Here is a 19904-nt window from a genome sequence, read left to right on the forward strand (position 1 = left end):
ATACGGCATGAATAGTCTTTCACACAAAAATTGCCTGATTATCGGTCTGGGGCAGACGGGTATGTCATGTGCGCGGTTTTTAGCGAATAGAGCGCTGGGTATTGCCATTATGGATACCCGTGAGAATCCGCCTTCGGTGCAGGATGTAAAGAATGAATATCCACAGGTATTAATTAAAACGGGTGGACTGGATCAGGACTGGTTATTAAAAGCCGATCTGATTGTGTTGAGCCCTGGAATTGATCCACGTTTACCTGAAATTGAAATTGCGCGTCAGGCGGGGATTGAGATTGTCGGCGATATTGAACTATTTGCCCGTTATGCTGATGCACCAGTGGTTGCTATTACAGGATCTAATGGTAAAAGCACGGTAACCACATTACTTGCATTGATGGCTCAGGTCGCCGGGAAAGTAGTACGAGCCGGTGGTAATTTAGGCACACCTGCCTTGGATTTGCTGGAAGAGTCTGCACCTGATTTTTATATTCTGGAGTTATCCAGTTTTCAATTAGAAACGGTTCGTTCTTTGAATGCTTTTGCTGCAGTAGTACTTAATGTCAGTCCTGATCATATGGACCGATATGATTCACTCGAAGCATATCAGCAGGCTAAACAAACCATTTTTAATGGCGATGGTGTCATGGTCATTAATCAAGATGACCCTATTGTTAATGGCATGCGTCAAGCTGACCGGAATACAATCGGATTCAGTCTGCAACAGTCCCATGGTGTTGATTTCGGTCTGATGCAAGCTGACGGCCAAACCTGGCTGGCGGAAGGTGAATATCCACTACTTCCTGTTGAGCAAATGAAAATCGTCGGCTCACACAATATTGCGAATGCTTTGGCTGCATTAGCACTTGGCTCAGCCATGGCTTTACCGATGTCATCTATGTTGTCTGCCTTGCGTGAATATAAAGGACTGCCACACCGTTGTCGTTTAGTCAGACAGCTGAATGGCATTCGTTGGTTTAATGATTCTAAAGCAACCAATGTTGGTGCATGTGTGGCGGCAATTAATGGTCTTGCTGAGTCAGGCAATATTATTTTGATTGCCGGAGGGGTTGGAAAAGAACAGGACTTTTCAGAACTTACGCCAGTGTTAAAACAGTCGGTTAAAGCCGTTGTTTTGATTGGAGTTGATGCCGATAAAATTGCAAAAGTAATTCCGTCTGGGGTTGAACAAATTCAGGCAAATGATATGGCTGATGCGGTAAATATCGCACAATCTATCGCCAGTGAAGGTGACAATGTTTTGCTTTCACCTGCTTGTGCCAGTTTTGATATGTTCAGCAATTATGCCGATCGTGGTAATTCATTTGAGCAAGCCGTCAGGGAGATTGCAGCATGAGTGATTCATCACTGCAATTTGATAAAAGCTTGTTATTTGCGACAGGAGCATTACTGTTCATCGGCTTGGTGATGGTGTGTTCTGCGTCTATCACGGTGGCTGATAGCCGACTTGAACAACCGCTTTACTTTTTTATTCGTCAGTTTGCATTTGCGATGATAGGGCTGGCTGTGGCCTGGGCATTTATTTCTGTCCGTTTGGCCGTATGGCAGCGTATTGCACCACAATTGTTGATGGCCGGTGTAGCGATGCTGATCATGGTATTAATTCCTGGCATTGGTAGAGAAGTGAATGGTAGCTCTCGTTGGTTACCGCTGGGGCCGGTCAATTTGCAGGTGGCAGAATTAATAAAGCTGTTTGCCATTATCTATATCGCTGATTATTTACAGCGTCATCACGGTCAGTTACACGTTTCATTCTTAAAGGTCTTAGCACCGCTTACCCTTTTGGGTGTCGCGGCGTTGTTACTGTTACTACAGCCTGATATGGGATCGATGGTAGTGATTATGTCTACCGTATTGGCTATGTTGTTTTTGGGCGGCGCAAGGCTGGATGTCTTTGCCACATTGATCGGTGTGATGGGGTTACTGTTCGCGATGCTGGTCTGGATTGCCCCTTATCGTCTGGAACGTTTACAAAGTTTTATGGATCCATGGGCTGACCCTTTTGGCAGTGGTTTCCAATTGACCCAGGCATTAATTGCTTTTGGTCGTGGTGACTGGTTTGGTGTCGGACTCGGAAGCAGTATGCAGAAATTATTTTATTTACCAGAAGCACATACCGATTTTCTCTACTCGATTATTGCTGAAGAGTTAGGACTGGCAGGCGCATTAACCGTGATTGCTTTGTTCTTTGTGTTTATCTGGAGAGCCCTGGCTATTGGCCGTGCAGCAGAGCAGGCAGGCCAGATTTTTGGTGCACAGATCGCCTATGGAATTGGTATCTGGTTAGGTTTACAGGCTTGCGTCAATATTGGCGTCAATATGGGGGCCTTACCTACAAAAGGTCTGACACTGCCTTTGATGAGCTATGGCGGTAGTAGTTTAGTGATTGTCTGTGCTGCTATTGCACTGTTATTCCGTGTCGATATGGAAACACGGATACCTGAGAAAGCTTCAGCGAGGATCAGACGATGAAAAGAGTCATGATCATGGCCGGTGGTACAGGTGGACATGTTTTCCCAGCACTCGCGGTAGCTGATGAATTACGTCAGAGAGATGTCGAGGTGTCTTGGATTGGTACCGCTCATGGCATTGAAGCGAAGTTAGTGCCTGCAGCTGGATATCTATTATCAGAAATTAAAGTGAAAGGTTTACGTGGAAATGGTGCGCTGGGTTGGTTAATGGCGCCATTCAAAGTAGTCAAAGCTGTTCTGGAAGCCGGTTCACTTATCCGTCAGTTAAAACCTGATGTGGTGATGGGCTTGGGTGGTTTTGCTTCAGGCCCTGGCGGTTTGGCTGCGTGGTTAATGAGAAAACCGTTAATCATCCATGAACAAAATGCGATCCCTGGCCTGACGAATCGTTTATTAGCCAAGTTAGCAGACAAGGTGCTGACAGGCTTTCCTAATAGTTTTGATAAAAAAATCGATGCTGAGTGGGTAGGTAATCCGGTCAGAAAAACGATTGAAGATTTACCCATGCCACATCTTCGTCAGACAGAAAAAACAGCTCGGTTAAAGCTGTTGGTTCTAGGTGGAAGTCTGGGCGCTCGCTCGCTAAACACCTATGTACCGCAAGCCTTAGCCAAGATCACAGATGAACATCGTCCGGAAGTGATTCATCAGTGTGGTAGCAAACATAGTGATGATTGCCGTCAGTCTTATAAAGATGCCGGTGTAGAAGCTAACGTTAAAGAGTTTATTGAAGATATGGCAGAAGCTTACGCATGGGCTGACTTAGTGATTTGTCGCGCTGGTGCGCTAACTGTGGCCGAAGTAGCGGCGGCGGGTATTGCCTCTATCCTGGTGCCATATCCTTACGCCGTAGATGATCACCAAACGCATAACGCGGCTGTTTTGGTTGATGCCAATGCGGCCATTTTAATGACAGATCAAAGCTTAGATGCTGATGTGATTGCCAATACTATCCGTCGATTGGATGGTGATAGAGATGGGTTATTAAACATGGCAAATGCGGCAAGACAAGTCGCAAAAATTGGTACTGCGGCTTATATCGCAGACGTATGTATGGAGGCTGCTAATGGATAGACTAACCTCAGCCATGCAAAGTCGCGTCAAGCATATTCACTTCATCGGTATCGGTGGGGTAGGTATGGGCGGTATCGCCGAAGTATTGTTAAACCTTGGTTATCAGGTCAGTGGCAGTGATTTAGCTGAAAATAGTCTGATCAAACATCTTCGCAGTTTAGGTGCGACCATTATGATTGGTCATAACGCATCATATCTTGAAGGTGCTGATGTGGTGGTGGTAACCACTGCTGTCAGTGAAGATAATGTTGAATTAATCGCTGCAAGAGAGCAGTTGATCCCTGTAGTACCGCGAGCTGAAATGCTTGCTGAGCTGATGCGCTTTAGTTATGGCATTGCTGTAGCAGGTACACATGGCAAAACCACAACAACAAGTTTGATTGCGGCCTTATTAAGCGAAGGTGAACTGGATCCAACATTTGTTATCGGCGGAAGGCTGAATAGTGCCGGCAGTAATGCCCGTTTAGGCACTGGCCGATATCTGGTCGCTGAGGCTGATGAGAGTGATGCATCATTCCTCTATTTGCAGCCGATGATTGCTGTTGTAACTAATATTGATGAAGACCATATGGCGACATATGACGGTGATTTCAGCAAGCTAAAAGCGACATTTATTGAATTTCTTCATCATCTTCCATTCTATGGACTGGCCGTTTTGTGTCTGGATGATCCTGTCATTCAATCACTACTGGCTGATGTCACCAGACCGTTTATCACTTATGGGCAGCATGACGAAGCTGATTATCAGTTAGTTGAACTCACTCAGCATCAGGGACAAAGCTTTTTCACCGTTATTGAGAAACGCTCAGGGCAGAGTTTCCCGGTAACGCTTAATATGCCCGGCTTACATAATGCGCTGAATGCGACTGCAGCTATGGCTGTAGCACGAAATCTTGATGTCAGTGTCAATGATTGCCAAAAAGCATTATTGAAGTTTGATGGTGTTGGTCGTCGCTTCAATTTATTAGGTCATGTCAAAGCCGGACAAGGTCAGGCTATGCTGATTGATGACTATGGTCATCATCCAACGGAGATTGCCGCTACTTTGGCGGCCACACGCGGCGGTTGGCCAAATAATCGTTTGGTTTTGGTGTTCCAACCACACCGATATACGCGGACACGTGATCTGTTTGAAGATTTCGCCCATGTGTTGTCTGGTGTTGATGTGTTGGTGGTATTGGAAGTGTATCCGGCGGGCGAAGCAAAAATTGCTGGTGCTGATTCTCGTAGTTTATGTCGAGCAATCCGTTTACGTGGTCAGGTTGAGCCGGTGTTCGCAGAAGACAAAGAGGAGTTATACGCCTTATTACCAGGTTTATTGGAAGACGGTGATGTGCTGTTGACCTTAGGCGCCGGTGATATTGGTCGTATGGCGCAAGCTTTGCCTGAGATATTGAATGATGGGGGTGCTGAATGATGGCGCTACCACAAACGCTGAAAGGTGAATTGAAATTAAACGAGCCATTATCCCGATATAACTCGTGGCGGGTTGGTGGTCCGGCGAAACAACTATATCGCCCTACAGATAAATATGACCTGGCACAATTTTTACAACAATTGCCTGAAGATGAGCCCGTTTTATGGGTGGGATTAGGCAGTAACTTACTGATTCGGGACGGTGGCTTTACCGGTACTGTGATTGTGACGGCAGGGACATTACAAACGATCGATATTCAGGACAATGAAATCACTGCTGAAGTGGGCCTCTATTGCAGCAAACTGGCTAAACAAGCGGCTAAAGCAGGCTTGAAGGGTGCAGCCTTTTGGGCCGGAATTCCCGGTACCTTGGGTGGGGCTTTAGCGATGAACGCTGGTGCGCATGGTACGGAAACATGGGACTCGGTAGTCGAAGTGACTACGATTGATAAACAGGGTGCACTTCATCAGTATCAGGCCGAAGATTTCAATGTACGTTATCGCCATGTCAGCTTGCCTGAAAACCAATGGTTTGTTGCAGCAAAAATGCAGTTCGAACGCGGTGACAGCGATACCGAGCTTGAACTGATTCGTGAGTTATTGAAAAAAAGAAATAACAGTCAGCCCACAAACCAACCCTGTGCTGGTTCGGTATTCCGTAATCCACCAGGCGATTTTTCTGGTCGCTTAATTGAAATCAGTGGTCTGAAAGGACTCACTATTGGTGGCGCCAGTGTTTCAGATAAGCATGCGAACTTTATCGTTAATAACGGTGAAGCGACTGCAGCAGATATTGAAGCACTGATTTTTGAAGTGCAGCAGCGAGTGGAGCAAGAGCACGGCGTCAAGCTCATTCCAGAAGTACATATTATCGGAGAGCAGCTATGACAAAACGCATAAGTTCTGCTGCTGATTTTGGTCGTGTTGCTGTATTGATGGGGGGACGCTCTGCCGAACGTGAGATTTCGCTGATAAGTGGTAATGCTGTATTAGCTGGTCTGCAGCGTAAAGGGATCGATGCTTACGGTATTGATGTCAGCTTTGATATTTGTCAGAAGATCGCCAGTGGCGAGTTTGATCGCGCCTTTATCGTATTGCACGGGCGAGGCGGTGAAGATGGTGAGATTCAGGGGTTCTTGCAGGCAGTTAACCTGCCGTATACCGGTAGTGCAATTACTGCCTCTGTTTTATCAATGAATAAACGACTGAGCAAATTAGCGTGGATTCAGCAGGGCTTACCAACGGCGATTTTCGTTGCTGTCACAGAGCAGACAGACACGAAGGCGTTAGTGGCTGAATTGGGACTACCTCTTATTATCAAACCTGTTAATGAAGGCTCCAGCATTGGCATGTCTAAAGTCAATGACCACGAAGAGTTAAAGCAGGCGATTGATTTAGCGTTGAAATATGACGCTGATGTTATTGCTGAACAGTGGATACATGGCGAGGAATATACCGTTGCCATTTTAGATGGTGAAGCCTTACCGGCCATTCGTTTAAAAACGCCACATGAGTTTTATGATTTTGATGCCAAGTATCATGCCAACGATACCGAGTATTTATGTCCATGTGGTTTGGATGCTGACGTTGAACAAGGTATGCAAGACATCGCTGTAAAAGCCTTCAATGCACTGGATATGAAGGGGTGGGGGCGCATTGATTTTATGCGTGATACACAGGGTAATTTGTTTTTACTGGAAGCGAATAGCGTGCCCGGTATGACTGATCACAGTTTAGTGCCTATGGCCGCCAAGCAGGCTGGAATGTCTTTTGATGATTTGGTCTGGCGTATTTTAGAAACCAGTTTTAAGGATGAGAACTGATGGCTAAACAACGCAAAGGAGCCGTGATGCAACAAGCGCCTAAGGTGAAACAACCTAGGCCGCCCGTACCATGGAAAAGTGTGTTCAAACATTCTGCTGCGTTGTTATTAGTTGTTGTATTAATCGCTGGTGGTGTGTATCTGCGAGAAGCAGATACCTTACCTGTGAAACATGTGACGGTGGATGGCAGCCTGCTTCATACCGATAGAAATGAATTGGTTAAAGCGGTTATGCCTTATGTCAGAGGCAGTTTTTTAAACGTTGATGTAGCCAGTATTCAAAAAGCTGGTGAGACATTGCCTTGGGTAGAACAGATACAAGTAAGACGTATCTGGCCAGACACGCTACACCTGATTGTGGCTGAACAAGAAGCCGTTGCCCGTTGGAATGATGACGGTCTGGTTAACCGGCAAGGCAAGGTATTTAAACCGGGTAAGGAAACGATGCCGGAGGGTTTGATTCAGCTTAATGGACCAGATGGAATGAGTGAAATGATGTCTCGCCGATTGGTCGATATTCAGCAAAAAGTGAATGTGCTGGGTTTACGCGTTATCAAGATGAGCATGGATAAACGTCGTGCCTGGCAAGTGGATTTTAAAGATGGCCTGCACCTTAAATTAGGCCGAACCGATGATGGCGAACGCTTAGACCGTTTTGTCACGGTGTATCTCGGTGGCTTGGGTACATTTAAAGAACTGATTAAAGAGATTGATATGCGTTACACCAATGGGCTGGCAGTGGTATGGAAATCCGGCCAGCAACCTGATTTTAATGGAACAGTATGATGTCGAAACGAACTGAAAGAGAACTTATCGTTGGATTGGATATCGGAACATCCAAGGTAGTGGCTATTGTCGCTGCTCCCGTTCTGGATGCCGGTCCAAATGATAATGCGCTCGAGATTATTGGCATTGGCTCTCACCCGGCCAGAGGTATGAAAAAAGGGGTCGTCGTCAATATTGAATCGACAGTACAGTCGATTCAACGTGCGATTGAAGAAGCTGAGTTGATGGCTGGGTGCCAGATTTATTCTGTTTACGCAGGGATTGCCGGTAGCCATATTCGTAGCCTGAATTCGCATGGCACTGTGGCTATTCGCGATAAAGAAGTCACACAAGGTGATCTTGACCGGGTTATGGATGCGGCACGTGCGGTTCATTTCCCTGGTGACCAGCAGTTACTGCATGTGCTACCGCAGGAATACATTATTGATAACCAGGAAGGTATTCGTGAACCCATCGGTATGTCAGGCGTACGTTTGGAAGCCAAAGTTCATCTGATTACCGGAGCGGTGAGTGCGGCACAGAATATTACCAAATGTATTGAACGTTGCGGATTAACCGTTGATGGCATTGTGCTTGAGCAAATGGCATCCAGCTATTCCGTATTAGATCAGGATGAAAAAGAATTAGGCGTTTGCCTAGTGGATATTGGTGGGGGCACAACAGATATTGCCGTATTTGTTGACGGTGCTATACGCCATACGGCTGTGATTCCGATTGCAGGTGATCAGGTCACTAATGACATTGCTGTGGCGTTACGAACGCCGACGCAATATGCCGAAGAAATCAAGATCAAATACGCCTGCGCGTTAACACAACTGGCACGAGAAGATGAAACCATCGAAGTGCCGAGCGTAGGCGATAGACCGCCACGTCAGCTTGCTAGACAAACATTAGCTGAAGTGGTTGAGCCACGTTATGAAGAATTATTGATGCTAGTTCAGGCTGAACTGCGTCGTAGTGGGTTTGAAGAGTTACTGGCTGCCGGCATTGTGCTGACAGGTGGTAGTTCGAAAATGGAAGGCGCTATTGAGCTTGCTGAAGAGGTCTTCCACCTTCCTGTGCGTTTGGGAGTGCCACAACACGTCGGGGGACTTGTGGATGTGGTACGAAACCCAATTCATGCAACAGGTGTTGGGTTGCTGTTATTCGGCAATCAGGAGCATGCCCCAGGGCATGGTGAAATTAAAGTAAGTGACGGCTTAAAAGGCATGCTGGCAAGGATGAAAAGCTGGTTCCAAGGGAATTTTTAAGCTGAGTAATTGAGCAGTTTGTTTTACAAATTATTTTTGGGGGAGAAGTTATGACTTTTGAATTAATTGATACATACAGTGAGAATGCCATCATTAAAGTGATTGGTGTTGGTGGTGGTGGCGGTAATGCGCTTGAGCATATGGTCATCAACCAAATAGAAGGGGTGGATTTCATCAGTGCGAATACGGATGCACAAGCATTACGTAAAAGTTCAGCCACTACCCAGTTACAACTTGGTGGCGATATCACCAAAGGTCTGGGTGCGGGTGCTAATCCTGATGTAGGTCGTCAGGCAGCATTGGAAGACAGAGAGCGCATCATGGAAGTGATTGATGGTGCTGATATGGTGTTTATTACCGCTGGTATGGGCGGTGGTACTGGAACAGGTGCTGCACCTGTTGTTGCTCAAGTGGCGAAAGAAATGGGTATTTTGACCGTGGCCGTGGTCACGAAGCCTTTCCCATTCGAAGGTGCCAAGCGTATGAAAATTGCGCAAGCAGGTATCGAAGAGTTAGGACAACATGTTGACTCACTGATCACGATTCCTAACGAAAAATTATTGAAAGTATTAGGTAAGGATATGACCTTACTGAATGCGTTCAAATCAGCGAATGATGTCTTATTAGGTGCTGTACAAGGTATTGCTGAGTTAATTACACGTGAAGGTATGATTAACGTCGACTTTGCTGACGTAAGAACCGTCATGTCTGAAATGGGTATGGCAATGATGGGAACCGGTCATGCAAAAGGTGAGAATCGTGCACGTGAAGCAGCGAAACTCGCGGTTTCAAGCCCACTGTTGGAAGATGTTGATTTAGCAGGTGCTCGTGGTGTGTTAGTCAATATTACAGCTGGCCTGGATATGAGTATCGGTGAATTTGAAGAGGTGGGTAACACCATTAAAGAATTTGCTTCAGACGACGCTACAGTTGTTGTAGGAACTGTTATTGACCCTGATATGACAGATGAGTTGAGAGTCACAGTTGTAGCAACTGGTTTAGGCGCACCGAGAGCTGCTGTTGCAAAAGCACCTGAAGAAACGGCACCGCAAATTGAGATTGTCAAAAAGCCAGTTGAAATTGATTATGATGAACCAACGGTAATTCGTAACGGCAAAGATAGTCAGCAGAAACAAGTTGCCAATGGTGATGTCAATATGGATTATCTGGATATTCCAGCTTTCCTGCGTCGTCAGGCTGATTAATTTAGTGTAGCTGCTGATATTCTGCTTGTGATATTATGCTTTGATCTGTAACTGTTTAAGGGGGTAAAACACCGTGATAAAGCAACGAACATTGAAGAATGTGATTCGTGCGACCGGTGTCGGTTTGCATAGTGGTGAGATGGTTTATCTGACCCTGCGACCTGCCGCCCCTAATACAGGCATTATTTTTCGTAGAGTAGATTTAGATCCGGTTGTCGAAATTCAGGCGAAAGCTGAGAATGTCGGTGAAACGGCTTTATCTACTACGCTGATAGAACATGGTCAGCGGGTTTCTACAGTAGAGCATTTATTGTCGGCTTTTGCCGGATTGGGTATAGACAATGCCTATATTGATTTAAATGCTGCTGAAGTACCTATTATGGACGGTAGTGCCGGTCCATTCGTTTTTTTGGTGCAGTCAGCGGGCATTGAAGAGCAGAATGTTGCGAAACAGTTTATTCGTATCAAAAAACCAGTGATGATGGAAGATGGTGATAAATGGGCTAAGTTTGAGCCATTTGATGGCTTCAAAGTGTCTTTCACGATCGATTTTGAGCATCCTGCTTTTACTGGACGTCCCCAACAAGTTGATGTTGATTTCTCCTCCACATCGTTTGTCCGTGAAGTTAGTAGAGCTCGAACATTTGGTTTTATGAAGGATATCGAAAAGCTACGCGAAAATAATCTGGCATTAGGTGGCAGTATGGATAATGCCATTGTGGTTGATGATTACCGTGTCTTAAATGAAGATGGCTTACGTTATGAAGATGAGTTTGTTCGTCATAAAGTATTAGATGCCATTGGCGATTTATATTTACTTGGACATAGTCTGATTGGCGCATTTAAAGGTCATAAATCAGGCCATGAAGTAAATAACAAGCTGTTGCGGAAATTATTAGCTCAGGAAGATGCCTGGGAGTTAGTAAGCTTTGAAGACGATAAAGATGCCCCCATTCTTTTCAGTCGACCTGCAGCTTCTATCTCTAGTTAATTATTTTGCTTGGTTTGACGTTTAGCTAATTTATTCAAGGCGGCCTTTAACGGGCCGTCTTGCATTTCAGCAGCTGTACTTTCGAGAAGGTCTGCTGTTTTTGCTGAAACACGAAGTGTATTTGGAAGTGTTTTTTGCTTGAGAGGTTCAGATTGCGGTCTGACTTTTACCTCAAGTTTTTTGATTGGTTTAGGTAAATGTGCTGATAAAGTACTGCAGATAAAGGCCGCCTGAAAGCGCAACAGGCTCGCATAATTGGCCTTGTCGGTGAGGATGATAATGCTGTCTTCAGTGATGTTTGCCAATATACAATGATTACTAAATTTTAAAGGCAGGCTTTTTTGCAAAATGGTGTTAAGCTTGTTGAGTTTTTGGGCGCGAATTGATAACCATTTCATCTGGTTATCATGTTGATAGACTTCGTTAATGCGCTCAGGTTTTTTTGACATATTTAAGTGACTGAAAAAGGATAACAATGCAGGTTATCATTATATCCTCAAACAGCAAGACCCATAAGCATTGGCATTTGACGCGATCGACGTTATTGATACTCATGCTGATGTTGACTTGTTTAATCAGTGTGAGCAGTTATAGCCTCGCTAAATGGCTTTATACCGACCGTGTTATAGAAACCCCTCTTCCTGTTCCTCTTCTCTCCTCAACTTCAATACCAACAGATACTAATCAGAATCTGGTTAGCAAAAATCAAGAAGAAAATTTACAAGAATTTTATGCAAAGCAATTAGGTGGCTTGCAGGCGGAGACAATTCGTCTGAAGATGTTTAGTGAACGTTTAGCGCAAATTGCGGGGTTTGATACAGAAGATTTTTCTCTGGAAGAACATCCTGGCCAGGGCGGTATTGAGCATGATGGTTCACCGCTAAGCAGTGAAGCATTAGATCGTGGTATACAACAACTTTCCAGCCAATTACGTGGTCAGAGTGATACGCTCAGTGCACTGGAAGAATACCTGATCACAAAAGAAAACATTGCAGCTGGTATTCCTGAAGGTAAACCAGTTAAGAATGGTTGGGTATCCTCATTTTATGGGAACCGTATCGATCCTTTTAATGGTAAAAAAACCTTTCATGAAGGTATTGATATTGCTGCAAAAGAGGGTAGTCCGGTGATGGCTGTTGCTGACGGTATTGTAAGTTGGGTAGGTGAGCGTGGTGGTTATGGCGGTTTAGTCGAAATCGATCATGGCAATGGTTACGTCACGCGTTATGCACATAATAAAACTATTAAAGTCAGCAAGGGCGTACGTGTAAGTAAAGGTGAAGTTGTCGCATTAATGGGATCTACCGGACGTTCAACTGGACCACACGTCCATTATGAAGTCTTACGTGACGGTAAACATATCAATCCCTATAGTTTTATCAAGTAAATTCTTTTTAGCTCTTGTTTTATCCGTGGGAAGTCTCCACATGAAACAGTGTGATCTACAAACGCTGACTTTGTCCGCGTTATAATCACAAATTCATTACTTTTTTTATCGGTGTTCACGCCGTAGTCAACACAGTGTAAGGCGAAAAAATGGTTAGCAAGTTTTTCAGTAAGATTTTTGGTAGTCGTAACGAGCGCGTATTAAAGAAAATGCGTAAGTACATAGATGAGATTGCCAAGTTTGAAACCGAAATAGAGCAACTTGATGACCCGGCATTACAAGCTAAAACCCAAGAATTTAAACAACGCCTTGCCGATGGGCAGAGCACTGATGATTTACTGACCGAAGCTTTTGCCGTAGTACGTGAAGCCAGTAAACGTGTTCTCGGTATGCGTCATTTCGATGTGCAGTTGATCGGCGGTATGGTGCTGAATGATGGCAAAGTCGCAGAGATGAAAACCGGTGAAGGTAAAACCCTGGTGGCTACGCTTGCTGTTTATTTGAATGCACTTGAAGGTAAGGGGGTTCATGTCATCACGGTCAATGATTACCTGGCAAAACGTGATGCCACCCAGATGGGCAAACTGTATGGATTTCTCGGACTGACAACAGGCGTTATTGTTGGTGGTTTAGGCAATGATGAACGCCGTGAAGCCTATAACAGCGATATCACTTACGGTACGAATAATGAGTTTGGTTTTGACTACCTGCGTGACAATATGGCTTTCCGTCTGGAAGAGAAGGTTCAGCGAGAATTACATTTTGCTGTTATCGATGAAGTTGACTCGATTCTAATCGATGAAGCCAGGACACCGCTGATTATCTCTGGTCCCGCTGAAGATAGCTCCGAGTTATATCAAAAAATTAATACACTCATTCCTAGCTTGAGCAAGCAAGAGGGTGAAGGTGACGATGTCACTGTGCCTGGTGATTTCACTCTGGATGAGAAAAATAAGCAGGTTCACTTCACCGAATCTGGCCACGAAAAAATTGAATCAATGCTGACTGATATCGGTTTGTTATCTGCCGATGCCAGCTTATATGATGCGACGAATATTGGTCTGATGCATCACGTAACTGCGGCGCTGCGTGCGCATGTACTGTTTCAACGAGATGTCGATTATATTGTTCAAGATAACCAAATTGTTATCGTTGACGAATTTACCGGTAGAAGTATGCCGGGACGTCGTTGGTCTGAAGGCCTGCATCAAGCCGTTGAAGCTAAAGAAAATGTGAAGATTCAAAATGAGAATCAAACATTAGCGTCAATTACTTTCCAGAACTACTTCCGTTTGTATAACAAACTATCAGGTATGACAGGGACTGCCGATACTGAAGCTTATGAGCTTCAGTCTATTTATGGTTTGGAAGTGGTGGTTATTCCGACACATAAAGAAATGCTACGTAAAGATGAAGCGGATCGTATTTATCTCACGGCAAAAGAAAAGTACGACGCTATTCTGGAAGATGTAAAAGAGTGTGTAAAACGTGGTCAGCCTGTGTTGGTGGGTACGGCATCAATTGAAAGTTCAGAATACCTTCATAGTTTGCTTAAAAAAGCAAAAATTCCACATGAAGTGCTCAACGCGAAGTTCCACGAAAAAGAAGCACATATTATTGCTAATGCCGGTATGCCTTCGGCAGTTACTATTGCAACGAATATGGCGGGCCGTGGTACAGATATTGTACTGGGTGGTAGCTTGGAAGCTGAATTAGAAGCACTTTCCGAAGAGACAAGTGAAGAACAAAAACAAACCATTCGTCAGCAGTGGATGAACCGCCACGAAGCGGTGTTAGCTGCAGGTGGTTTACATATCATCGGTACAGAGCGTCATGAGTCGCGTCGTATTGATAACCAGTTACGTGGACGTTCTGGCCGTCAGGGTGATCCAGGTTCAACACGTTTTTACTTATCGCTTGAAGATAATTTAATGCGTATTTTTGCCTCTGAGCGTATGGCTGGTTTGATGCAGAAATTGGGCATGGAAGAGGGTGAAGCGATTGAGCATCCTTGGGTGTCTCGTGCCATTGAAAATGCTCAGCGTAAAGTAGAAGGTCATAACTTCGATATTCGTAAACAATTACTCGAGTTTGATGATGTTGCAAATGATCAGCGTAAAGTTGTCTATGAGCAACGTAATGAACTGATGGCGGCTGATGATGTGTCAGAAACCATCACATCAATGCGTAGTAGCGTGATTAATGATGTCATCAGTTTATATATTCCGCCTAACAGCATAGATGAGCAATGGGATATAGCTGGTCTTGAAGAAGCATTACGGGAAGAGTTTGCTTTAGAAGCGCCTGTTAAAGAATGGTTGGAACAAGATAATTCTCTGCATGAAGAATCATTACGTGAACGCATCGTAGAAGAAGCTGAAAAAGCCTACAAACATAAAGAACAGACGGTTGGTGAAGAGTTGATGCGCCATTTTGAAAAAGCCATCATGCTACAAACCTTAGATTCTCAGTGGAAAGATCATCTGGCTCAAATGGATTATTTACGTACAGGTATTAATTTACGTGGTTATGCGCAAAAAGATCCTAAGCAAGAATATAAACGTGAGTCATTCAGCCTGTTTAAAGCCATGTTAGACAATATTAAGCATGAGGTCATCAAGCTGATTTCACGCGTTCAAGTTCGTGCAGAAGAAGATGTAGAAGCTGTTGAAGAACAACGTCGGCAAACAGCTGAAATGGAATATCAACATGCGCAGGCTGAGCAATTAGCCAGCGAAGAGAATCAGCAAGAAGAAGATTTAGCCGCACATCAGCCTTACACACGTGAAGGTAATAAAGTGGGCCGTAATGATCCTTGTCCTTGTGGAAGTGGTAAGAAGTTTAAACAGTGTCACGGAGCGATTAGTTAATGGCAGTCAATTTGTCAGCACCTAATGAAGAAGATTTATTACCCGTTAAAGGTATCCGGCTTGCCACAGCCAGTGCCGGGATAAAAAAGCCCGGTAGACAAGATGTTGTTTTGCTTGAACTGGCGGAAGGTACACAAACGGCTGCTGTCTATACAAAAAATGCGTTTTGCGCAGCACCTGTTATCGTTGCTAAACAACACCAAAACAGTGAATCGCCACGTTATCTGCTGATCAATTCTGGTAATGCGAATGCAGGTACCGGTGATGCTGGCATGTTAGCAGCCAAGTCATGTTGTCAGGCTGTTGCCGATGTGGCGGATGTGAATCAAGCCAGTGTTTTACCTTTCTCAACAGGCGTTATAGGCCAGCCGCTACCAGTCGATAAAATCAGTGCTGTATTGCCAGAAGCGTATAACCATTTGTCTGAGGATAATTGGCTGGCTGCTGCACAAGGCATTATGACGACAGATACCATTGCAAAAGCAAAATCTGTTCAGTTACAGCTTGCTGATAAAACAATTACTATCACAGGCATATCAAAAGGATCAGGCATGATCCGGCCTGATATGGCCACTATGCTGGCGTATATCGCGACTGATGCCAACATCGACTCTGCGGTATTAAAGACAATGCTTAATAACGCAATGGGGCAATCATTCAATCGAATCACGGTGGATGGTGATACCTCGACCAATGATGCTTGTGTGTTGATGGCAACCGGACAGGCTGGCAATAGCAAAATTACCCAGATTACTTCTGACGAAGGCGAAGCCTTACAGAAGGCGCTTAATGATGTGTGTCGTTACCTGGCTCAAGCGATTGTGCGTGATGGCGAAGGCGCTACCAAGTTTATTACGATCAATGTTGAACAGGGGCAAAGCCAGGAAGAATGCCGACAAGTGGCTTATACCATTGCTCACTCGCCATTAGTAAAAACTGCATTATTTGCCTCTGACCCTAACTGGGGTCGAATATTAGCAGCTGTTGGTCGCAGTGGTTTAGTGGATTTTGATTTATCAGGCGTATCTATTTTTATAGGTGATGTCTGTATCGTTGAATCTGGTCAACCTGAAAGTCACTATACCGAAGAAAAAGGTCAGGCAGTTATGTCTGAAGCTGAGATTGTTATTACTGTAAAACTGGATCGTGGTGCTGCATACGATCAAGTCTGGACCTGTGATTTTTCTTACGACTACGTAAAAATTAACGCAGAGTATCGCACCTAAGTTAGAGCAATAAATGAGCGAAAATACTATTACCACCCTGAGCGAGTTTTTGGAGCAGAGTGGCGCCCATTATCGTGTCTTTGATATGGGCCGTAGAGTCACCAAACTTAGCGCTAAGAAATTTACACGTTTTGAAGCGGCTGAAGTGCCTTATCCCTTTCCATTTCAACGTACCGCTCTGTTTGGCATTATTTTTTGGCATCCACAATTTACCGATAGACACTATGTCTGGTTTCTCAAGTTCCCGCTTGATGAACAGGGTTTATTGATCCAGGCTGCTCGTGATGAGTTTCTGGTGATGGTTTTGGATAGAGTCGGTGAGTGTTTACTGGCGGCTGCAGATGGCAATTATATTGAAGGCGCCTTAAAAGACAGTCCTTATAGTTTTAATCCACGCGAAGATCGCATGGCAGCATTTAATGCTCAGGCAACAAAAAATCTGAGCCTGAAACCATCATCATTTTATGATGCTGCCTATAACTACTTTACCGGACAAAAAGCGTTTGATAATTGGCAGGTACTGGGCATGCAGGGTGTTGCTGATGTCGCTGTCAGAACCGATGATAAAGCGCTGACAAAAGCACTAATATCAATCCTGCCGCAATTGCCTGCACAGCCATTTCATATGCTGACTTCCTTTATGGAAAATGCTGAGCCTGCAAACAATATGGTGGAAGCTCTGCAATGGCGGCTTAAAAATGAGTTAGAGCAGAATCAGCCGGATATGACAGAAATTTGTGCCTGTTTACGAGCGGTTTCAAATAGCTCTGCTCAAGGCATAGTCGAAAGCATGGTTAAGCAAGTGCTTATGTCTGATGTCAGCCGCCATATCGAAGTACTGGCTGTTATTGCAGGACGTTGCTGGAAAGTGCTTGAGACGCCGGAGCTGTGCCAACTATTTGTTGAAAAACTCGCTATCAATGAAGCTGATTACGAAGGCTTTAGTCATATCCTGGCAGATTTAATGTTTATGCCCGGTATGCGTGACTTAGTGATGACAGCATTACGAAACCCTAACCGTTCAACCGAGTTGACACAGCAAGTTGGCAGGATGTTCGGCACCTAAGTTTTCAGACAGGTCTTATTGTTTGTCGCTGTTGTCCCACTAAAACTTATTCACCCACAGGTCTTATAGGATTGTTAATATTAACTTTCTTAATTAGAAGAAGACGGATATGAAAATCTTGTTATTAAGGATGATGGGCTTAGGTGATGTGGCGTCAATATTATTGCCTGCAGCAAAGATAATGCGGCAACGTTATCCTGATGCTGAGCTGGATGTGATGACATTTAATGTCGGCGCAGAACTGATGGGGTTGATGCCAGAAGTGGATAAAGTCCATATGGTGACTTCAGAGCAGTGGCCGTCTGAAATGCAGGAAGCCTTACCCCGATTTATTGATTTGGCAGAATATCTTGCTTACGAGCAATACGATCAGATCATTAATCTTGATACGTGGTTTATGCCTTGTGTGCTGGCCAGATGTCTTAAAGATATGGGCTTGCCGGTACTGGGCAATTATCTGGAAATATCGATGCAAGAGCTTTTTTCCTCATTGCTTAGCTTTGATATTCAGCAGTCATATGTAAAACAACCCTGGCAATACATAGAAAGTACCTTTCCTAATATGCCCCAATGGTTTGACCGCTGGTGGGATAAGCCTGAATTCGCTGAAATGGATTATCCACAGTTTTACTTAAATCACTGTTGTCAGTTCCCTGAAACTATCGATATTTCCTTAGATAACTTTGATAAAACGGTGAGTTTTCCATCCAGCGAGCATCAAAGAATTATTGCTTTATCCACATCTGGTCGCGTTGCCAGTAAACAATATCCCTATAAAGATGAACTCATGCGTTTATTGGAAGATGAAGGCTATTATGTCTGGGGCGAGTTTAATGGTGAAGTGAGTATGGATGTCACGCTGGGGCGTCTAGCTAAAACCGATTTATTAATTACTGTTGCGACTGCGACACAGTGGTTAGCGAAGCTGGTTGCTTGTCCTTCTTATATGATCACCGGGCCTTTGCCTCCCTCTATTCTGGGAGCAGAAATTTCAGCTGAAAAACATATCGATTGTCAGTACTGTGCACAAAGTGAGTGTCATTTGGATACACCATTTGCCTGTATGGATATTAAACCTGAGCTTATTGTGCAGCAGGTGAAAAGCTTCTTTAATGACCGCCAGTAAGCTCTCGTTAACCTGCCAGAGCAGGGAACAGACCTTTTAAACCATTAGCAATAAATTCTACTGCAATGGCGGTGAGGATAAGCCCCATGATACGTGTGGCAATGTTAATACCATTACTTGACATACGGCGTGCTATCCAGGGTATGAGCAGTAATAAAATCCATAACAGCAAGCCAAGTAAGACAATATCCAAGGCAACCAGGCTGTAATGGGCGATACCATGTCCTTTATAAGCGGTAATAATTACAGTACTGATAGCACCAGGACCGGCGAGTAGCGGCATGGCAAGAGGCACGACTGCAATTGACTCTCCAGACTGTTGTGCCAGTTCGTGATTTTGTTTTAAGCCTTTACTGGTATTGTGAAGCATGCCAATCCCCATCAGTAACAGCAGAATGCCGCCACCAACGCGAAATGAATTAATACTGATACCAAAAAACTCTAAAATCCATTGGCCTAAAAAAACGGTGACTAAAAGAATAGTTGTGGCGGCAATAATAACCGTACGTGCAATCTTTGCACGCTCAGCCATACTATAGTCCGCCGTGAGGCTGATATAAATTGGAATGATACCCAAAGGGTTAACAATGGCGATTAATGACACCAGGAATTTTGTATATTCAGTATAGTCGAGCATGATTTAGCTTAAATTCTTATCTTCAATATGTGTGGCGATGCCATCAATTGTTTTGCTATTTTTTTCACGCCAATAGTCTTCAATTCCTGCATCACCTTTTTTCTCTGCCCAGTTATTGAGCTGCTCACGCTCACCTTGATAGTCAAAATAAGGTACAGCCATACCACATGAGGTTTGGACTAAATCAATGTTTAGATCAAATATTTGTCGGGCACCCGGTAGTGGATCAAATAAAGGGAATAATTCATTCCATTCTTTATCATTTTGATAAATCACGCTGGCAGTACCATAAAGTCGTAAGATTATTGGTTTACCATTAAATGCACAAAACATAATGGTCATTCTGGGGTGTTGCTGGATATGTCCTGCTGTCTCATTGCCACTGCCAGTCACATTGAGCCATATGAGTCTATTTGGCGTTAATACGCGAAGTGAGTCCATACCTTTTGGCGATATATTCACTCGGCTGTCTTCTGTTGCGGTACCAACAAAAAAGAGTTGTTGTTGCTGAATAAACTCTATTAAACGGTCAGATAACGCATCAAACTTTTGTCCCATAGTT

General features: G+C 44.3%; 18 protein-coding genes. 15 read left to right on the forward strand and 3 right to left on the reverse strand.

The window, feature by feature from the left end; all coding sequences use genetic code 11:
• Positions 1–7 precede the first annotated feature (7 nt).
• The 10 genes from murD to lpxC all read left to right on the forward strand — a co-directional run bounded on the left by murD (position 8) and on the right by lpxC (position 11030).
• On the forward strand, positions 8–1351 hold the full coding sequence (gene murD / locus BM232_RS08225; RefSeq protein WP_245752853.1) for a UDP-N-acetylmuramoyl-L-alanine--D-glutamate ligase: 1344 nt from the start codon (positions 8–10) through the stop codon (positions 1349–1351).
• Positions 1348–2487, forward strand: coding sequence for a putative lipid II flippase FtsW (ftsW, locus tag BM232_RS08230; RefSeq protein WP_091713382.1), 1140 nt, complete (start codon positions 1348–1350; stop codon positions 2485–2487). The genes murD and ftsW overlap by 4 nt, the downstream gene beginning before the upstream one ends.
• Positions 2484–3560: an undecaprenyldiphospho-muramoylpentapeptide beta-N-acetylglucosaminyltransferase gene (gene murG / locus BM232_RS08235; protein WP_091713383.1), complete on the forward strand. Its 1077-nt coding sequence runs from the start codon at positions 2484–2486 to the stop codon at positions 3558–3560. Before ftsW ends, murG begins: the two co-directional genes overlap by 4 nt.
• A complete protein-coding gene (gene murC, locus BM232_RS08240) occupies positions 3553–4977 on the forward strand; it encodes a UDP-N-acetylmuramate--L-alanine ligase (protein WP_091713386.1) in 1425 nt (474 codons plus the stop codon). The genes murG and murC overlap by 8 nt, the downstream gene beginning before the upstream one ends.
• Positions 4974–5864, forward strand: a complete 891-nt coding sequence (murB, locus tag BM232_RS08245; protein WP_091713388.1) for a UDP-N-acetylmuramate dehydrogenase — start codon at positions 4974–4976, stop codon at positions 5862–5864. The genes murC and murB overlap by 4 nt, the downstream gene beginning before the upstream one ends.
• On the forward strand, positions 5861–6799 hold the full coding sequence (locus BM232_RS08250; protein WP_091713390.1) for a D-alanine--D-alanine ligase: 939 nt from the start codon (positions 5861–5863) through the stop codon (positions 6797–6799). Before murB ends, BM232_RS08250 begins: the two co-directional genes overlap by 4 nt.
• On the forward strand, positions 6799–7584 hold the full coding sequence (locus BM232_RS08255) for a cell division protein FtsQ/DivIB (RefSeq protein ID WP_091713393.1): 786 nt from the start codon (positions 6799–6801) through the stop codon (positions 7582–7584). The genes BM232_RS08250 and BM232_RS08255 overlap by 1 nt, the downstream gene beginning before the upstream one ends.
• Positions 7584–8834 carry a cell division protein FtsA gene (gene ftsA, locus BM232_RS08260; protein WP_091713396.1) on the forward strand — a complete coding sequence of 417 codons (1251 nt, stop codon included), beginning with the start codon at positions 7584–7586 and terminating at the stop codon, positions 8832–8834. The genes BM232_RS08255 and ftsA overlap by 1 nt, the downstream gene beginning before the upstream one ends.
• A gap of 50 nt (positions 8835–8884) precedes the next feature.
• The gene (gene ftsZ, locus BM232_RS08265; RefSeq protein ID WP_091713399.1) at positions 8885–10039 is read left to right on the forward strand and encodes a cell division protein FtsZ; all 1155 of its coding nucleotides are present in this window, start codon (positions 8885–8887) and stop codon (positions 10037–10039) included.
• A gap of 73 nt (positions 10040–10112) precedes the next feature.
• Positions 10113–11030, forward strand: coding sequence for a UDP-3-O-acyl-N-acetylglucosamine deacetylase (gene lpxC / locus BM232_RS08270; protein WP_091713401.1), 918 nt, complete (start codon positions 10113–10115; stop codon positions 11028–11030).
• On the opposite strand, the gene BM232_RS08275 is transcribed toward lpxC, so the two are convergent.
• Positions 11027–11479, reverse strand: coding sequence for a DciA family protein (locus BM232_RS08275; protein ID WP_143092272.1), 453 nt, complete (start codon positions 11477–11479; stop codon positions 11027–11029). The genes lpxC and BM232_RS08275 overlap by 4 nt on opposite strands.
• 110 nt (positions 11480–11589) lie before the next feature.
• On the opposite strand from BM232_RS08275, the gene BM232_RS08280 reads away from it, so the two are divergent.
• The 5 genes from BM232_RS08280 to BM232_RS08300 all read left to right on the forward strand — a co-directional run bounded on the left by BM232_RS08280 (position 11590) and on the right by BM232_RS08300 (position 18705).
• The gene (locus tag BM232_RS08280; protein ID WP_245752854.1) at positions 11590–12417 is read left to right on the forward strand and encodes a M23 family metallopeptidase; all 828 of its coding nucleotides are present in this window, start codon (positions 11590–11592) and stop codon (positions 12415–12417) included.
• A 149-nt stretch (positions 12418–12566) separates the two neighbouring features.
• Complete coding sequence (secA, locus tag BM232_RS08285) at positions 12567–15287, forward strand: preprotein translocase subunit SecA (RefSeq protein WP_091713406.1); 2721 nt, start codon at positions 12567–12569, stop codon at positions 15285–15287.
• Positions 15287–16513 (forward strand): bifunctional glutamate N-acetyltransferase/amino-acid acetyltransferase ArgJ, encoded by a 1227-nt coding sequence (gene argJ, locus BM232_RS08290; protein WP_091713408.1) that lies wholly within the window; start codon positions 15287–15289, stop codon positions 16511–16513. The genes secA and argJ overlap by 1 nt, the downstream gene beginning before the upstream one ends.
• A 13-nt stretch (positions 16514–16526) precedes the next feature.
• Positions 16527–17579 carry a DUF3549 family protein gene (locus BM232_RS08295; protein ID WP_091713411.1) on the forward strand — a complete coding sequence of 351 codons (1053 nt, stop codon included), beginning with the start codon at positions 16527–16529 and terminating at the stop codon, positions 17577–17579.
• 109 nt (positions 17580–17688) lie between these two features.
• Complete coding sequence (locus tag BM232_RS08300) at positions 17689–18705, forward strand: glycosyltransferase family 9 protein (RefSeq protein WP_143092273.1); 1017 nt, start codon at positions 17689–17691, stop codon at positions 18703–18705.
• A 7-nt stretch (positions 18706–18712) separates the two neighbouring features.
• Here the strand turns inward: BM232_RS08300 and BM232_RS08305 are convergent, their stop codons facing one another.
• The gene (locus BM232_RS08305; RefSeq protein WP_091713417.1) at positions 18713–19342 is read right to left on the reverse strand and encodes an NAAT family transporter; all 630 of its coding nucleotides are present in this window, start codon (positions 19340–19342) and stop codon (positions 18713–18715) included.
• A gap of 3 nt (positions 19343–19345) precedes the next feature.
• Entirely contained in the window at positions 19346–19900 is a 555-nt protein-coding gene (locus tag BM232_RS08310) for a pyridoxamine 5'-phosphate oxidase family protein (protein WP_091713419.1), read from the reverse strand.
• Positions 19901–19904: the final 4 nt, after the last annotated feature.

Source organism: Methylophaga sulfidovorans, assembly GCF_900114205.1.
Lineage (GTDB): Bacteria > Pseudomonadota > Gammaproteobacteria > Nitrosococcales > Methylophagaceae > Methylophaga > Methylophaga sulfidovorans.

What these genes read in the sequence shown, in the direction of transcription:
- secA (WP_091713406.1), top strand. Translation starts at nt 12,567, where the DNA reads ATGGTTAGCAAGTTTTTCAGTAAGATTTTTGGTAGTCGTAACGAGCGC.
- murC (WP_091713386.1), top strand. Translation starts at nt 3,553, where the DNA reads ATGGATAGACTAACCTCAGCCATGCAAAGTCGCGTCAAGCATATTCAC.
- murG (WP_091713383.1), top strand. Translation starts at nt 2,484, where the DNA reads ATGAAAAGAGTCATGATCATGGCCGGTGGTACAGGTGGACATGTTTTC.
- BM232_RS08255 (WP_091713393.1), top strand. Translation starts at nt 6,799, where the DNA reads ATGGCTAAACAACGCAAAGGAGCCGTGATGCAACAAGCGCCTAAGGTG.
- argJ (WP_091713408.1), top strand. Translation starts at nt 15,287, where the DNA reads ATGGCAGTCAATTTGTCAGCACCTAATGAAGAAGATTTATTACCCGTT.
- BM232_RS08295 (WP_091713411.1), top strand. Translation starts at nt 16,527, where the DNA reads ATGAGCGAAAATACTATTACCACCCTGAGCGAGTTTTTGGAGCAGAGT.
- BM232_RS08280 (WP_245752854.1), top strand. Translation starts at nt 11,590, where the DNA reads ATGTTGACTTGTTTAATCAGTGTGAGCAGTTATAGCCTCGCTAAATGG.
- murD (WP_245752853.1), top strand. Translation starts at nt 8, where the DNA reads ATGAATAGTCTTTCACACAAAAATTGCCTGATTATCGGTCTGGGGCAG.
- BM232_RS08250 (WP_091713390.1), top strand. Translation starts at nt 5,861, where the DNA reads ATGACAAAACGCATAAGTTCTGCTGCTGATTTTGGTCGTGTTGCTGTA.
- BM232_RS08275 (WP_143092272.1), bottom strand. Translation starts at nt 11,479, where the DNA reads ATGTCAAAAAAACCTGAGCGCATTAACGAAGTCTATCAACATGATAAC.
- ftsA (WP_091713396.1), top strand. Translation starts at nt 7,584, where the DNA reads ATGTCGAAACGAACTGAAAGAGAACTTATCGTTGGATTGGATATCGGA.
- BM232_RS08300 (WP_143092273.1), top strand. Translation starts at nt 17,689, where the DNA reads ATGAAAATCTTGTTATTAAGGATGATGGGCTTAGGTGATGTGGCGTCA.
- ftsZ (WP_091713399.1), top strand. Translation starts at nt 8,885, where the DNA reads ATGACTTTTGAATTAATTGATACATACAGTGAGAATGCCATCATTAAA.
- BM232_RS08310 (WP_091713419.1), bottom strand. Translation starts at nt 19,900, where the DNA reads ATGGGACAAAAGTTTGATGCGTTATCTGACCGTTTAATAGAGTTTATT.
- ftsW (WP_091713382.1), top strand. Translation starts at nt 1,348, where the DNA reads ATGAGTGATTCATCACTGCAATTTGATAAAAGCTTGTTATTTGCGACA.
- BM232_RS08305 (WP_091713417.1), bottom strand. Translation starts at nt 19,342, where the DNA reads ATGCTCGACTATACTGAATATACAAAATTCCTGGTGTCATTAATCGCC.
- murB (WP_091713388.1), top strand. Translation starts at nt 4,974, where the DNA reads ATGATGGCGCTACCACAAACGCTGAAAGGTGAATTGAAATTAAACGAG.